The following is a 14,667-nucleotide window of genomic DNA, read 5'->3' on the forward strand; positions in this document are numbered from 1 at the left end:
CTTCGGACCGTGCGTTCAGCCCGCCAGGCCCGGAGGTCCGGCGAGGGATCACGCGGGCGTCCGGCGGGGGTCAGGTGCGCGGCCGGTGCTCCGTCAGGCGTTCCACCAGTGCCCGTACGATGGCCATCTGCCCGTCCAGGGACGGATGTACTCCATCCTCCCCTTGCAGGTCAGACCGGGCCGGAACGCCGAAGGCGACGGTGAGGTCCACGGCCGGCTCGGGGAAGCCCAGCACCTCCCCGGCCAGCGCCACGATGTCGGCGTTGCGCCAGCCGACCTGGCTGAACCCGAACGCGGGAGTGGCACTGACCCGTTCCTCGCGCACCGGCACGGGAGTCAGCCACACCCACGTCTCCACCGCGCCGCCGATGCGCCGCAGCTCCCGCAGGTTGGCCACGCTTTCGGGCAGGCTGACCTGGGGTTTGGCCGCCTCGGGGCCGATGCGGGTGACGTCGTTGCCGCCGAGCGCGCAGATCACCCAGTCGGGACGGACCGCGGCCAGCGTGGCCGGCCAGCGCCGCAGCAGCATGGCGGTCGTGTGCGCGGACAGGCCGCCGTTCACCACGCGCACGCCGCGCGGGCCGAGCAGATGGCGCAGGATCTCGGCCCAGGACTGCAGGTCGTCGGTGATGCTGTCGCCGATCGCCAGGATCGTCCGCCCGGCGGGTACGGGCAGCGCGGCCAGGCGGGCGGCGAACTCCCCGTCGGCGAGCAGAGTCTCGGCGGCCTCACCGGCGCGGGCGTCGTACTCGGCGATGACCTCGGCGTACTCGTCGCGGCTCAGCCGGAAGATCGTCGGCAGCGCGTCGGCCATGCCGGGCAGGTAGCCGTACAGCTTGTCGAGATGAGTGTGCTGGAGCCAGTTTTTGCCTGTCATGGCGGTCCATGGTCGCCTCCGGCGGCGGGCGGGGACAGGAACGCAGGCGGGCATTCACCGGACATTCAGCCGGTGAAGCCCTGTCCGGATGGCGTCAAGAATCCCCACACGACCGTATGAAACCCGTCAAGGAATGTGAAACAGGGCTATTTCCCGGCTTTGCTGGATTTCTGGCCCGCTCGTCCGAGCGGAGACCACCTGTTCCCAGAACCGAGGAGTGGAGATGGCCGACGTCATCTTCGTCGCTCTGACGATCGCGATCTTCGTGATCTTCGGGCTCGTCGTGAAGGCGGTGGAGCGCCTGTGAGCGCGGTCAACGCCACCGGCCTGATGATCGTCGTCGCCCTGACGGCGTTCATGGTCGCGGCCCTGCTGTTCCCCGAGCGGTTCCGATGAGCGCCACGGCCGCGGGGGCGCTCTTCGTCGCCTCCCTCGTCATCGCCGTGGCCCTGCTGCACAGACCGCTCGGCGACCACCTGTACCGGGTTTACACGAGCGCCAGGCACAACGCCGCCGAGCGCGGCCTCTACCGGCTGCTCGGCGTGCGGGCCGACACCGAGCAGAGCTGGCCGGTCTACGCGCGCGGCCTGCTCGCGTTCTCGGTGATCTCCGTCCTGGCCGTGTACGGACTCCAGCGCCTCCAGGACCGGCTCCCGCTGAGCGCGGGCATGCCCCCGGTCACCGGTCACATCGCCTGGAACACCGCCGTCAGCTTCGTCACCAACACCAACTGGCAGTCCTACTCCGGCGAGTCCACGATGGGCCACCTGACCCAGATGGCCGCCCTGGCCGTGCAGAACTTCGTCTCGGCCGCGGTCGGCATGGCGGTGGCGATCGCGCTGGTGCGCGGCTTCGCCCGCAGCCGGTCGGGCGCGATCGGCAACTTCTGGGTGGACCTGGTCCGCGGCACGGTCCGGGTGCTGCTGCCGATCGCGTTCATCGGCGCGCTGGTGCTGGTCGCGGGCGGGGTGATCCAGAACCTGTCGGGTACGCACGAGGTCGGCACCCTGGCCGGCGGCACGCAGGCGATCACCGGCGGCCCGGTCGCCTCCCAGGAGGTCATCAAGCTGCTGGGCACCAACGGCGGCGGCTTCTACAACGCCAACTCCGCCCACCCGTTCGAGAATCCGGCCACCTGGACCAACTGGTTCGAGCTGCTGCTGATCCTGGCGATCCCGTTCGCGCTGCCGCGGACGTTCGGCCGGATGGTCGGGCAGGTCCGTCAGGGGCACGCCATCCTCGCCGTGATGGGCGTGCTGGCGCTGGCCTCCGTGCTGCTCACCAACGCCTTCGAACTCGGCGGCCACGCGACCGTGCCGCGGGCGGTCGGCGCGGCCATGGAGGGCAAGGAGGTCCGCTTCGGTGTCTCCGACTCCGCCACCTTCGGCGCGGTGACCACGCTCACCAGCACCGGCGCGGTGAACAGCTTCCACGACTCCTACACGCCGTTCGGCGGCATGATGACCATGGCGAACATGATGCTCGGCGAGATCGCCCCGGGCGGTGTCGGCGCGGGCCTGTACGGCATGCTCGTCCTGGCCGTCATCACGGTCTTCGTGGCCGGGCTGATGGTCGGGCGCACCCCCGAGTACCTGGGCAAGAAGATCGGCCCCCGCCAGATCAAGCTGGCCTCGCTCTACTTCCTGACCACCCCGGCGCTGGTGCTGATCGGCACGGCGTTCGCGATGGGCTCGCCGGAGCATCGCGCGAGCATGCTCAACTCGGGCCCGCACGGCCTGTCCGAGGTCCTGTACGCCTTCACCAGCGCCGCCAACAACAACGGCTCAGCCTTCGCCGGCCTCACGGTCAACACCCCGTGGTACGACGTGGCGCTCGGCCTGTGCATGGTCTTCGGCCGGTTTCTGCCGATCATCCTGGTCCTGGCGCTGGCCGGCTCGCTGGCCCGCCAGGCGCCCGTCCCCGAGGGCGCGGGCACGCTGCCCACGCACCGGCCGCAGTTCGTCGGCCTGGTAGTCGGCGTCACCGTCGTCCTCGTCGCCCTGACCTTCCTGCCGGCGCTCGCGCTCGGCCCGATCGCGGAAGGACTGTCCTGACATGTCAGCCCCCGTACTGGAGAAACCCCTGGCGCGGACCGGCCGGGCAGGCGGCCTGCTCGACCCCCGGCACCTGCTCGTGGCGCTGCCCGACGCGCTGAAGAAGCTCAATCCCGCCACGCTGTGGCGCAACCCGGTCATGTTCGTCGTGGAGATCGGCGCGGCGTTCACCACTGTCCTGGCCGTCCTGCGGCCGTCGTTCTTCGCCTGGGCCGTCATGGTGTGGCTGTGGCTTACCGCGATCTTCGCGAACCTGGCCGAGGCCGTCGCCGAGGGACGCGGCAAGGCGCAGGCGGCCACGCTGCGCCGGGCCAGGACCGGCACCAGAGCCAGACGTCTGAGGAGCGGGGATGCGGCGGAGTGGGACGAGATCGGCGCGTCCGAGCTCAGGCCGGGCGACCTCGTGGTCGTCGAGGCGGGAGAGATCATCCCGGGCGACGGCGACGTGGTGCGGGGCATCGCCTCGGTGGACGAATCGGCCATCACCGGCGAGTCCGCCCCCGTCATCCGCGAGTCCGGCGGCGACCGCAGCGCCGTGACCGGAGGCACCAGGGTGCTGTCGGACCGGATCGTCGTCCGCGTCACGCAGGAGCCGGGCGAGAGCTTCATCGACCGCATGATCGCCCTGGTCGAGGGCGCGAACCGGCAGAAGACGCCGAACGAGATCGCGCTCAACATCCTGCTCGCCGCGCTGACGATCGTCTTCCTGGTCGCCACCGCGACCATGCAGCCGCTGGCCGCCTACTCCAAGCTGGTCAACCCGGGCGTGCCCGACTCCCCGGCCCTGGACGCGAACGGCGTCACCGGCGTCGTGCTGGTGTCCCTGCTGGTCTGCCTGATCCCCACCACCATCGGCGCGCTGCTGTCGGCCATCGGCATCGCCGGCATGGACCGCCTGGTGCAGCGCAACGTCCTGGCGATGTCGGGGCGCGCCGTCGAGGCGGCGGGTGACGTGTCCACGCTGCTGCTGGACAAGACCGGCACGATCACTCTGGGCAACCGGCAGGCGTCGGAGTTCGTCCCGGTGGCCGGGGTCGGCGAAGGCGAACTCGCCGCCGCGGCGCAGCTGTCCAGCCTGGCCGACGAGACGCCCGAGGGCCGCTCGATCGTCGTCCACGCCAAGGAACGCTACGGCCTGCGCGAACGGGACCTCCACGGCGCCGAATGGGTGCACTTCACGGCACAGACCCGCATGTCGGGCGTGAACATCGAGGGCAGGCAGATCCGCAAGGGGGCCGCGTCCGCCGTGCTGGCGTGGGTCCGCGAGGCCGGCGGCCGGCCTGCCGATGAGATCGGCCGGCTCGTGGACGGCATCTCGGCCTCCGGCGGCACCCCGCTGGTCGTGGCCGAGCGGAACCGGGTGCTCGGCGTGATCCACCTCAAGGACGTGGTCAAGCGGGGCATGCGGGAACGGTTCGACGAGATGCGCCGGATGGGCATCCGTACCGTCATGATCACCGGCGACAACCCGCTCACCGCCAAGGCCATCGCCGACGAGGCCGGCGTGGACGACTTCCTGGCCGAGGCCACCCCCGAGGACAAGCTCGCGCTCATCAGGAAGGAGCAGGAGGGCGGCCGGCTGGTCGCGATGACCGGCGACGGCACCAACGACGCGCCCGCCCTGGCGCAGTCGGACGTCGGCGTGGCCATGAACACGGGCACGAGCGCCGCCAAGGAGGCCGGGAACATGGTGGACCTCGACTCCGACCCGACCAAGCTGATCGAGATCGTGGAGATCGGCAAGCAACTGCTCATCACGCGCGGCGCGCTGACCACGTTCTCGATCGCGAACGACCTCGCGAAATACTTCGCGATCATCCCGGCCATGTTCGCGGCCGTCTATCCGGGCCTGGACGCGCTCAACGTCATGCGCCTGTCCAGCCCGCAGTCCGCGATCCTGGCCGCGGTCGTCTTCAACGCGCTGGTCATCGTCGCGTTGATCCCGCTGGCGCTGCGCGGCGTCCGTTACCGGCCGGCCAGCGCGTCCCGGCTGCTCAGCCGCAACCTGTACGTCTACGGCCTCGGCGGCCTCGTCGCGCCGTTCGCCGGCATCAAGATCATCGACCTTCTGGTCCAGTTCCTTCCGGGGATGAGCTGAATGCAACGTCTGCCTGCCTGGCTGCGCCCGCACCTCGCCGCGATCCGCGCGGTGGCCGTACTGACGGTGCTGCTCGGCCTGATCTATCCGCTGACCGTCACCGGCCTGGCCCAGGTGCTGTTCCACGGGTCCGCCAACGGCTCGCTCGTCGGCGGGGACGCCGGCAGCGCCCTCATCGGCCAGTCCTTCACCGACGCCCGCGGCGTGCCGGTCGGGAAGTATTTCCAGTCCCGTCCCTCGGCCGCCGGCGACGGCTACGACCCGACCGCCACCGGCGCCTCCAATCTCGGTCCAGAGGACGTCGTGGACACCCTGCCCAGGCCGGGGGAGCCGGGCAGGCAGTCGCTGCTCACCCGGGTCTGCGCCCGCTCCAAGGCGGCCGGGGAGCTGGAGGGCGTCAGCGGCGCCCGTCCGTACTGCACGCCCGGCGGGACCGGCGCGGTGCTGAAGGTCTTCCCCGGCCACGCGGTCAGCGTCAACCAGCCCTGTCCCACCATCCCCTTCGTCGCCACCTACCAGGGGCTGCGGGTCGAGTGCGGCCGGCCAGGCGTGGACTACGCGGCCGGCCGGACCGTCCCCGTGCGCGGCGACGCCGGCGCGCCCGCCGTCCCCGCCGACGCGGTGACGGCGAGCGGCTCGGGCCTGGACCCGCACATCTCCGTGGCCTACGCCGACCTCCAGGCGCCCCGCGTGGCCAGGGAACGCGGCATCGCCCTCGAACGGGTGCGGACGCTGGTCGCCGAGCACACCGCGGGCCGCGTGCTCGGGTTCATCGGCGAGCCCGCCGTCAACGTGCTCGAACTCAACCTGGCGCTCGACCGGTCATGAGCCGGGGCCGCCTGCGCGTCTACCTCGGGGCGGCCCCGGGGGTCGGCAAGACGTACGCGATGCTCGGCGAGGGCCGCAGAGCCGTCGAACGAGGCCGGGACGTGGTCGTGGGGCTCGTCGAGACCCACGGCCGCCCCCGTACCGCCGCCCTGCTGGACGGTCTGGAGGTGATCCCGCGCCGGACGGTGACGCACCGGGGCGTGGCGTTCACCGAACTGGACGCCGAGGCGGTGATCGCCCGCAGGCCCCGGGTGGCGCTGATCGACGAGCTGGCCCACACCAACGTGCCCGGCTCGAAGAACGCCAAGCGCTGGCAGGACGTCGAGGAGATCCTCGACGCCGGCATCGACGTCGTCTCCACGGTCAACATCCAGCACCTGGAGTCGGTCAACGACGTCGTCGAGCAGATCACGGGCGTGCCGCAGCGCGAGACCGTGCCGGACGAGGTGGTGCGCGGGGCCGACCAGGTCGAGCTGGTGGACATGTCGCCTGAAGCGCTGCGCCGCCGCATGGCGCATGGGAACGTGTACGCCTCCGTGAAGGTGGACGCCGCCCTGGCGAACTACTTCCGCGTCGGCAATCTGACCGCGCTGCGCGAGCTGGCCCTGCTGTGGGTCGCCGGCGAGGTGGACAACCAGCTCGACCGCTACCGCGCCGACCACGGCATCGCCACAACCTGGGAGACCCGCGAGCGCGTGGTGGTCGCCCTGACCGGCGGGCCCGAGGGCGACACCCTGGTCCGCAGGGCCGCCCGCATCGCGGCGCGGACCAAGGGGGCCGACCTGCTGGCCGTCCACGTCACCAGCGCCGACGGGCTCGCCGGGGCCGACCCGGCCAGCCTGGCCCGACAGCGCACCCTGGTGGAGAACCTGGGCGGCAGCTACCACCAGGTCGTCGGCGACGACGTCCCCCGGGCGCTGCTCGACTTCGCCCGCGGCGTCAACGCCACCCAGCTCGTCCTCGGCGCCTCCCGCAGGGGCCGCTTCGCGCAGATCCTCTCACGCGGCGTCGGGGTGGAGACCACCGCCCGTTCCGGCTCCATCGACGTCCACCTGATCAGCCACGAGGAGGCCAGGCAGGGGCGGCGCCGGCGGGCCGGCTCACGGGCCGCGCTCACCCGCACGCGGCGGCTGTGCGGCTGGGTGCTTGCGGTGGCCGGGATGCCGCTGCTGACACTGGTGTTGTCGCCGTTTCGCGACGTGCTGTCGCTGCCCAGCGAGATCCTGCTCTTCCTCTGCCTGACCATCGGGGTCGCGCTGGCCGGCGGCATGTGGCCGGCCATCACCGCGGCCGTGGGCGGGTCGCTGCTGCTCAACTGGTACTTCACCCCGCCGCTCGGCGAGTTCACGATCAGCGACCCGGAGAGCCTGTTCGCGCTGGTCGTGTTCGTCGCGGTGGCGGCGGCGGTGAGCACGATCGTGGACCTCGCCGCCCGCCGCACCCGCCAGGCGGCCCGCGCCGGGGCCGACGCCGAGTTGCTGTCCACCCTGGCCGGGCACGTGCTGCGCGGTCAGGCCGCCGTGCCGTCCCTGTTGGCGCGCATGCGTGAGACGTTCGGCCTGGACTCGGTCACGCTGCTGGAACGCCGGCCGGAGGCCGCCCGCACCCCGGACGTCCGGGCCGACCCCGGCGCCTGGCGGATCGTGGCCACCTCCGGCGGCGAGCCCGCGACCTGTCCCGGCCGGTCCGACACCGACGTGGTCATCGACGACGACATGATCATGGCCGCCAAGGGCGGGCCGCTGGAGGCCGCCGACCGTACGGTGCTGGAGGCATTCGCCGCCGAGGCCGCCGTCGCCCTGCGCCAGGAACGCCTGCGGGAGGAGGCGGAACGGGCCCGCCCGCTGGCCGAGGCCGACCGGATGCGCACCGCGCTGCTCGCCGCCGTCAGCCACGACCTGCGCACCCCGCTCGCCTCGGCCAAGGCCGCCGTCGAGAGCCTGAGCGGCACCGAGATCGCCTGGTCGCCGCAGGACCGCGCCGAACTGCTCGCCACCGCCGCCGAATCCCTGGACAAACTCGACCGCCTCGTCACGAACCTGCTCGACATGAGCCGCCTGCAGGCCGGCGTGCTCGGTGTCACGTCCGAGCCCGTCGCCCTGGACGAGATCGTCCCACGGGCCGCCGACGACCTGGGTCCCGTGCGCGACCGCGTCGAGTGGGACGTCCCCGCCGGGCTGCCGGACGTCCTGGCCGACCCGGTGCTGCTGGAGCGGGTCCTGGTCAACCTCATGTCCAACGCCGTCCGCTACAGCCCGCCGGGGGAGAGGGTGAGCGTCACGGCCGGGCGGCACGGGGCGCGGGTCGAGGTACGCGTCGCCGATCGCGGGCCCGGTCTGCCACCCGAGGCGTACGACCGGGTCTTCCAGCCGTTCCAGCGGCTCGGGGACCGGGACAACCATGCGGGGGTGGGGCTCGGCCTGGCCCTGTCGCGCGGGCTCACGGAGGCGATGGGGGGCGCCCTCGTCCCCGAGGAGACGCCAGGGGGAGGGCTCACCATGACCCTCAGCCTGCCCGTCGCCGCCGGTTGATCGGGGGGTCGATCCGGCGGGGGCGGCGGGCGAAGGGGTTCGCGGAGGGGATCCGGCGCTGGGCGTGCCGAGCCTGCGGATCGACGTCCAAGCGCTCGCGGGGCAGGGCCGGCATGCCGAGGCGCTCGCGTGACTCGACGAGGTGGTGGCGTTCGCGCCTGGGCCTGGACCCGAGTCCGGCCTTGACCACGCTCTACGAGGAGATCCTGCGAGGCGAGTGGCAGGGCGCGGCCTGAGGCCGTCAACGCCGGTGATGTCAGGAAGGCGTCAGGCAGAAGGGGTGGCCGGCCGGATCCAGGAGGACGCGCCAGCGTCCGTCGCCGGGCTGATGGTCCGGTTTGGTCGCGCCGAGTTCCAGCGCGCGCTTTTCCATCGCGTCGAGGTCGTCGGCGCGGAAGTCCAGGTGGAACTGTTGCGGCACGTCCTGGCCAGGCCATTGCGGCGCCCGGTATCCGTCGACCTTCTGAAACCCCAGATCACAGCCGGAGCCGCTCGTCAGGGCGACGAACTCGTCCGCGGCGAAGAGTTCCCGCATCCCGGTCAGCGCACCGTAGAAGCCCGCCAGCGTCCGCGGGTCGGCACAGTCGAGAGTCACGCCTCGCAGCACAGCGCCTGGCACCATGGGCTCCTTCGCGTCCGTGTCCGTGAGCCGTCGCCGCACGCGATCAGCGGCCACGGCGACACCGTACTCGCTGCCTCCACCGCTGAGACAGCGATTTTCCGACCAGGAGCGGAGACGTCACAGCAGCACCAGGACGAGGTTGACGTGATGGGTGACGGTGGGGGAGATGGCGCTGCCGGCGGCCATCCACGCGCCGCCGAACAGCACGGGCCCGGTGATGCGGCTGTCGGGCGGGGTGCGTCCGAGCAGCGCGGTGACCCTGCGCGTGACATGGGAGCCGGTGAGGGCGAGCCGGCCCGGGGCGGCGGGAGGCTGGGCCAGGGCGACCCGGGCGATGGTCCGCGCGGTCAGGACGCGGTCGCCGACCGCGACGGCGGCCTCCTCGTCGGCCCAGCGTTCGAGTGCGTAACGCAGCGCCCGGTACGGATAGGCCAGGCAGGGGAAGACGCGGGTGAAGACGGAGCCGGCCATGAGGTAGAGGTGGTGGCGGTGCTCAAGGTGGGCGGCCTCGTGGCGGAACACGACCTCGAGCTCGCGCCGGGACAGCATCCCGACCAGGCCGCTGGAGAGGATCACCCCGCCGTCGTGCCCCGGCACGGCCATCGCGTACGGCCGTTCGTCGGCGACGACGCCCGTGCCCACGGCCCTGGCCTCGCGCAGCTCCCGCCGCCAGCGCAGCGCTGAGCAGGTCACGGCCACGGCGATGAGGACCAGCAGCGCCCCCGCCGCCACCCCCACGGGCAGGGGCACCCGGCCGTTGTCGGCCAGCAGGCCGCCCGCCAGCGCGGCCTTGGCCGGAGTCCAGACGCCGGTGGCCATCACGACGAGGAAGGCCAGCAGGCCGAGCACGGCCAGCGCGGAGCCGCCGATGAACAGGATCAGGATCCGCGCCGTCCAGGCGGGATGCATGCGGGGCTGCCGCCACGCGACGACCAGGGTGCTCAGCGCCAGCAGCGCGGTGGGCAGGTAGATCTCCAGGTTCACCGCTGCCCTTCCGTCTCGTCGAGCAGCGCGCGCAGGGCCTCCTCCTCCTTGGGGTTGAGGCCGTGGACGAACTGGCTGAGCACCGCCGACGGGTTGTGCGCCAGCCGCAGGTGGCCGAACATCCGCTCGGCGGCCAGGCCGGGCTCGTCGGCGGTCAGCCGGTAGACGTAGGCCCGCCCCCGCTTCTCGCGGTCGACCATGTTCTTGTCCAGCAGGCGGAACAGGATCGTGTTCACCGTCGTGTACGCGGCCCCGCCGGCCAGCCGGTCACCGATGTCGTTGGGCGACAGGAACCCGTCCGCCCCGGCCAGCACGGCGAGCACCTCGGCCTCCAGCTGCCCGAGCTTGCGCCGCGACATCGAACCGCACCTCCATCGCCACCGCCGGCCACTCTGCCGGAACCGTATCCCATCCTCCATCGGGTGGCAGGCCGGTGGCAGGCCGGTGGCAGGCCGGTGGCGGGCCGTGGGCGTCTCCAGGCAGTCACGCGACAGGCCCTGCGCATCTTCGGGCAGTCGCACACCAGGCCGCGCGCAGCTACGACATTTGTCGTAGAAGAAAAGGAGTGCCCCAAAATCGACCCAAGGAGTGACATGGCCAAGGCGGGCGACGCCCTTCACCGCGCATTCTTCGGCCTGCTGTCCCGCCTGCCCGCCGCGGGCGCGCAGGAGTCGCTACGCCGTTACTTCGACTGGTGGCACCGCAGGCCCGACCCCTGGCGCTACACCAGCGACAGCTACGAGCTGGACCGGCACGCGGCGCTGCTGGGCTGCCTGCCCCGGCGCGACTACGCCCGCATCCTCGACGTCGGCTGCAGCGAGGGCGTCTTCACGGACCTGCTGTCCAAGGCCCACCCGGCGGCGGAGACGCTGGGCGTGGACATCTCGGCGCAGGCCGTCCGCAGCGCCGAGGGCCGGGCCGCGTCGGCCGCCCGGTTCGCCTGCCTGGACATCCGCAGGAACGCCCCGCAGGGCGCGTTCGACCTGGTGGTCTGCACCGAGATGCTCTACTACGTGGGCGGCTCACGCAGCCTGCGCCTGGTCTCGAGGCGGCTGGCGGGCCTGCTGGAGCCCGGCGGCGTGCTGGTGGCCTCCCACCCGTTCCCCGAGTCCAGGCGGCTGCACCGCCACTTCTCCGCGGCGGGGCCGCTGCGCCCGATCGAGGAGCTGGTCGTACGCGGGAACGGCCGTTCCTACGGGATCTCGGTGTACGGCCGCGCCCCGGCCCCGTTCACCGCACTCCTCTGATGGACAGCAGGAACGAGGCGGCCCCCATCGCGACCGACAGCAGCACCAGCAGCACCGCGCCCACGACCAGCAGCACGCGGCGCCCCAGCGTGGGCCGCGTGGCCCGCCCCGAGCACTCGTCGTCGGGCGGAGGGACAACCATAGGCGGACGCTAACATCCGGGCCCCGCCGCGACCGGCGCGGACGCGCGGACGACCGGTTCCCGCCTGCTCAGCAGCGCGCGGCCCAGCCGCTGCGCGGGCACCTCGACGAGCCGGTAGGTGGCCCAGCTGACGGCCAGCACGGCCCCGGTGACGAGCACCGTGGCGATCGCCTGGACGGGCAGGGAGGCGGCGCGCAGGTCGCCGGCCACCGCGATGAGCACCTTCAGCAGGGGGACGTGCGTCAGGTAGAGCGAGTAGCTGACGAGCCCCAGCCACGCCAGCGCCCGCGGCACCCGCCGGTCCCGCAGCGCCATGCCGGCGGCGAAGGTGAGCGCCGTGAGCGTGAGCGTGGTGATCCACACGCTGGGCTGCACCCACCACCATCCGGCCTGCGGCGCCCACACCGGCGCCACCGCGACCAGGACGGCGGCGGGTACGACGGGCCAGAGCCGTCCCGTGCCGCGTTCCCACCGGTTGACCGCGTTCCCGATGAACATGACCGCCAGCATGGCCGCGCCGAACCAGGGCGTGCGCCCGCTGACGAACAGCAGCACGACCGCCCCCGCGGCCAGCGCGCACGTCGCGGCCATCGCGGCCCGCCGCGCGAGCACGCAGGCCAGGCCGGCGGCGAAGCCGGCGCTCGACACCCACACGGGCCAGTCGCCGGCCATCGGCGGGCCCGACAGCACCAGCCCCGCCACCATCGCGCCGGCGGCGAACAGCAGCGCGGCCACCCCGCCCCGCGCGTGCACGCCGGCCGCGTACATGGCGGCGGCCACGAGGTAGAACACCATCTCGTACGACAGCGTCCACATCGGATCGACCACCGCGGCCACGCCCACCACGTCGGTCAGCATGGTGAGATGCGCGGCCACGGCCGTCAGATCCCGGGGGACGGCCTCCCGCACCGGGATCCACCACGACAGCGCGAGGGTCAGGACGATGACCGCCAGATAGAGCGGATACAGGCGGAAGGCGCGGGATATCCAGAACGCCCGCAGATCACCCCGCCGCTCCAGCGAGAAAGGAATGATGTACCCGCTGACCAGGAAGAACACCAGCACGCCGTAGATGCCCAGATTGCACCAGTAGGGGCGCAGCGAGGGCATGACGGCCTGTAACAGGTGCTCGGCGAGCACCGCGAGCGCCCCGATCCCCCGCAGGGCGTCCAGCCAGGCCAGGCGCGGGCGGGCAGACGCGAGTGAGGAATCGTGCGCAGCGGGGGTCACCCCGGCAATTTACCGAACCTTTAAGGTCCTGCCATCCCGTTAACGGGAGGGGTGGGGCGAATGCGGCTGCTATGGTGGTATGCGCTTTTGATCGAGTGCCGTTGCCGCGCTTGCGCACGTCTCGGTCGAGCGCCTCTGATCACGTACACGGGAGAGCCGACATGGCAGGTGACGACGACATCTCCGGGTGATACCGGAAGATGACCGGCCCCGGCGGGCGCATTCATGCCGCCGCCGCGCGGGCCATGCCGTCGTTCCACCGTCCCCGCCCCCGCTCATCGGGGTTCCGTCACCGGGCGATCGCCGTCGCGCGCCCGCGTACCCGTACGAGGTCTCTCGCCATGTCCGATGCCTTCATCGTCTGTTCCGGTCTGTCCTTCTCCTGGCCCGGCGACGTGCCGGTCTTCCAGAACCTGTCCTTCACCGTCGGCGCCGGCCGCACGGGGCTCGTGGCCCCCAACGGCGCGGGCAAGAGCACGCTGCTCAAGCTGATCGCCGGCGAGTACCGGCCGGCCGCCGGCTCGGCGTCCGTCCAGGGCACGCTCGGCTACCTGCCGCAGACCCTGCCCTTCTCGGCCGGGCCGGGGTCCGGCGGGCTCACCGTGGCCGAGGTGCTGGGCATCGCGCCCGTGATCGCGGCGCTGGACGCCATCGAGGCCGGCGACGCGAGCGAGGAGCACTTCACCACGATCGGCAACGACTGGGACATCGAGGAGCGCACCAGGGCCCAGCTCGACCGCCTCGGCCTCGGCGAGCTCGGCTTCGGCCGTACCCTCGACACGCTCAGCGGCGGCCAGGTCATCTCGCTCGGCCTGGCCGCGCAGCTGCTCAGGCGTCCCGACGTGCTGCTGCTCGACGAGCCGACCAACAACCTCGACCTCGACGCCCGGCAGCGCCTGTACGGCGTGCTGGAGACGTGGAACGGCTGCCTGCTGCTGGTCAGCCACGACCGGGCGCTGCTCGACCGGATGGACCGCATCGCCGAGCTGCACGAGGGCGAGCTGCGTTCGTACGGGGGGAACTTCACCGCGTACGAGGAGGCCGTGCACGCCGAGCAGGAGGCCGCCGAGAAGAACGTGCGCAACGCCGAGCAGGAGCTCAAGCGCGAGAAGCGGGAGCTGCAGCAGGCCAGGGAGCGGGCCGAGCGCCGCGCCAGCAACGCCGCCCGCAACCTCAAGAACGCCGGCCTGCCCCGCATCTTCGCCGGGAACATGAAACGCGGCGCCCAGGAGGCGGCGGGCAAGGCGGGCCAGACCCACGCCGCGCGCGTCGGCGACGCCAAGGCCAGGCTCGACGAGGCGGAGCGCGCCGTACGCGACGACCAGAAGCTGGTGCTGGAGCTGCCGGGAACACGCGTCCCGGCCGGCCGCACGCTCTTCCACGGCGAACGGCTGCGGGCGGGACACGACGGACGGACGCTCTACGCCGGCGAGGGGCTGGACCTGACCGTGCGCGGCCCCGAGCGCATCGCGCTGACCGGCCCCAACGGCGCCGGCAAGTCCACTCTGCTGCGCCTGGTCGAGGGCGGCCTCGATCCGGAGAGCGGCCTGATCAGGCGGGCGGACGGCCGGATCGCCTACCTGTCGCAGCGGCTCGACCTGCTCGACGTCGACCGCACCGTGGCGGAGAACTTCGCCGCGTCCGCCCCCGAGCTGCCCCAGGCCGACCGGATGAACCTGCTGGCCCGCTTCCTGTTCCGGGGCGCCAAGGCGCACCTGCCCGTGGGGGTGCTCTCGGGCGGCGAACGGCTGCGCGCCACCCTGGCCTGCGTCCTGTGCGCCGAGCCCGCGCCCCAGCTGCTGCTGCTCGACGAGCCCACCAACAACCTCGACCTGGTCAGCGTGGGGCAACTGGAGAGCGCGCTCAACGCGTACGAGGGGGCGTTCATCGTGGTCAGCCACGACGAGCGGTTCCTGGCCGGGATCGGGGTCGAGCGGCGGCTGCGGCTGTCGGAGGGCCGGTTGACCGAGCTCGCGTGAGCGGACATATCCCGCAGGAGGCATAGTTTCGCCGTTCAGCCGCGTCCTTGCCGGTGACATCGTGAGGAGGACCGG

General features: G+C 72.3%; 14 protein-coding genes. 7 read left to right on the forward strand and 7 right to left on the reverse strand.

What is annotated here, in order from left to right; genetic code table 11:
• Nucleotides 1-70: 70 nt before the first annotated feature.
• Nucleotides 71-877, reverse strand: a complete 807-nt coding sequence (locus OIE67_RS10320) for an SGNH/GDSL hydrolase family protein (protein WP_326638938.1) — start codon at nt 875-877, stop codon at nt 71-73.
• Nucleotides 878-1,180: 303 nt separating this feature from the next.
• On the opposite strand from OIE67_RS10320, the gene OIE67_RS10325 reads away from it, so the two are divergent.
• From OIE67_RS10325 to OIE67_RS10345, 5 genes are read left to right on the forward strand one after another with little or no spacing between them, the layout of a single operon-like run.
• Complete coding sequence (locus OIE67_RS10325) at nt 1,181-1,273, forward strand: potassium-transporting ATPase subunit F (RefSeq protein ID WP_326638939.1); 93 nt, start codon at nt 1,181-1,183, stop codon at nt 1,271-1,273.
• Nucleotides 1,270-2,931, forward strand: a complete 1,662-nt coding sequence (gene kdpA / locus OIE67_RS10330) for a potassium-transporting ATPase subunit KdpA (RefSeq protein ID WP_326638940.1) — start codon at nt 1,270-1,272, stop codon at nt 2,929-2,931. The genes OIE67_RS10325 and kdpA overlap by 4 nt, the downstream gene beginning before the upstream one ends.
• A gap of 1 nt (nt 2,932) precedes the next feature.
• On the forward strand, nt 2,933-5,029 hold the full coding sequence (gene kdpB / locus OIE67_RS10335) for a potassium-transporting ATPase subunit KdpB (RefSeq protein WP_326638942.1): 2,097 nt from the start codon (nt 2,933-2,935) through the stop codon (nt 5,027-5,029).
• A complete protein-coding gene (locus OIE67_RS10340; protein ID WP_326638944.1) occupies nt 5,030-5,857 on the forward strand; it encodes a potassium-transporting ATPase subunit C in 828 nt (275 codons plus the stop codon). It begins immediately after the preceding gene.
• Nucleotides 5,854-8,388, forward strand: a complete 2,535-nt coding sequence (locus OIE67_RS10345) for a sensor histidine kinase (protein WP_326638945.1) — start codon at nt 5,854-5,856, stop codon at nt 8,386-8,388. The genes OIE67_RS10340 and OIE67_RS10345 overlap by 4 nt, the downstream gene beginning before the upstream one ends.
• On the opposite strand, the gene OIE67_RS10350 is transcribed toward OIE67_RS10345, so the two are convergent.
• The 4 genes from OIE67_RS10350 to OIE67_RS10365 form a co-directional block, all read right to left on the reverse strand.
• Nucleotides 8,363-8,578 (reverse strand): hypothetical protein, encoded by a 216-nt coding sequence (locus OIE67_RS10350; RefSeq protein WP_326638947.1) that lies wholly within the window; start codon nt 8,576-8,578, stop codon nt 8,363-8,365. The two genes, OIE67_RS10345 and OIE67_RS10350, sit on opposite strands and share 26 nt — an antisense overlap.
• Nucleotides 8,579-8,644: 66 nt before the next feature.
• A complete protein-coding gene (locus tag OIE67_RS10355; RefSeq protein ID WP_326638949.1) occupies nt 8,645-9,064 on the reverse strand; it encodes a VOC family protein in 420 nt (139 codons plus the stop codon).
• A 63-nt stretch (nt 9,065-9,127) separates the two neighbouring features.
• Entirely contained in the window at nt 9,128-9,994 is an 867-nt protein-coding gene (locus OIE67_RS10360; protein ID WP_326638951.1) for a M56 family metallopeptidase, read from the reverse strand.
• Nucleotides 9,991-10,353: a BlaI/MecI/CopY family transcriptional regulator gene (locus OIE67_RS10365; protein WP_106249757.1), complete on the reverse strand. Its 363-nt coding sequence runs from the start codon at nt 10,351-10,353 to the stop codon at nt 9,991-9,993. The genes OIE67_RS10360 and OIE67_RS10365 overlap by 4 nt, the downstream gene beginning before the upstream one ends.
• Before the next feature lie 234 nt (nt 10,354-10,587).
• Between OIE67_RS10365 and OIE67_RS10370 the strand changes: the two genes are divergently transcribed.
• Nucleotides 10,588-11,241, forward strand: a complete 654-nt coding sequence (locus OIE67_RS10370) for a class I SAM-dependent methyltransferase (protein WP_326638954.1) — start codon at nt 10,588-10,590, stop codon at nt 11,239-11,241.
• Here OIE67_RS10370 and OIE67_RS10375 read toward each other — a convergent pair.
• Nucleotides 11,225-11,383, reverse strand: a complete 159-nt coding sequence (locus OIE67_RS10375; protein ID WP_181308413.1) for a hypothetical protein — start codon at nt 11,381-11,383, stop codon at nt 11,225-11,227. The genes OIE67_RS10370 and OIE67_RS10375 overlap by 17 nt on opposite strands.
• Nucleotides 11,384-11,392: 9 nt before the next feature.
• Complete coding sequence (locus tag OIE67_RS10380) at nt 11,393-12,613, reverse strand: acyltransferase family protein (protein ID WP_326638957.1); 1,221 nt, start codon at nt 12,611-12,613, stop codon at nt 11,393-11,395.
• Between the two features lie 341 nt (nt 12,614-12,954).
• Here OIE67_RS10380 and OIE67_RS10385 point away from each other — a divergent pair, with 341 nt between their 5' ends.
• Entirely contained in the window at nt 12,955-14,592 is a 1,638-nt protein-coding gene (locus OIE67_RS10385) for an ABC-F family ATP-binding cassette domain-containing protein (RefSeq protein ID WP_326638959.1), read from the forward strand.
• Nucleotides 14,593-14,667: the final 75 nt, after the last annotated feature.

This window comes from Nonomuraea fuscirosea, from assembly GCF_035917475.1.
Lineage (GTDB): Bacteria > Actinomycetota > Actinomycetes > Streptosporangiales > Streptosporangiaceae > Nonomuraea > Nonomuraea fuscirosea.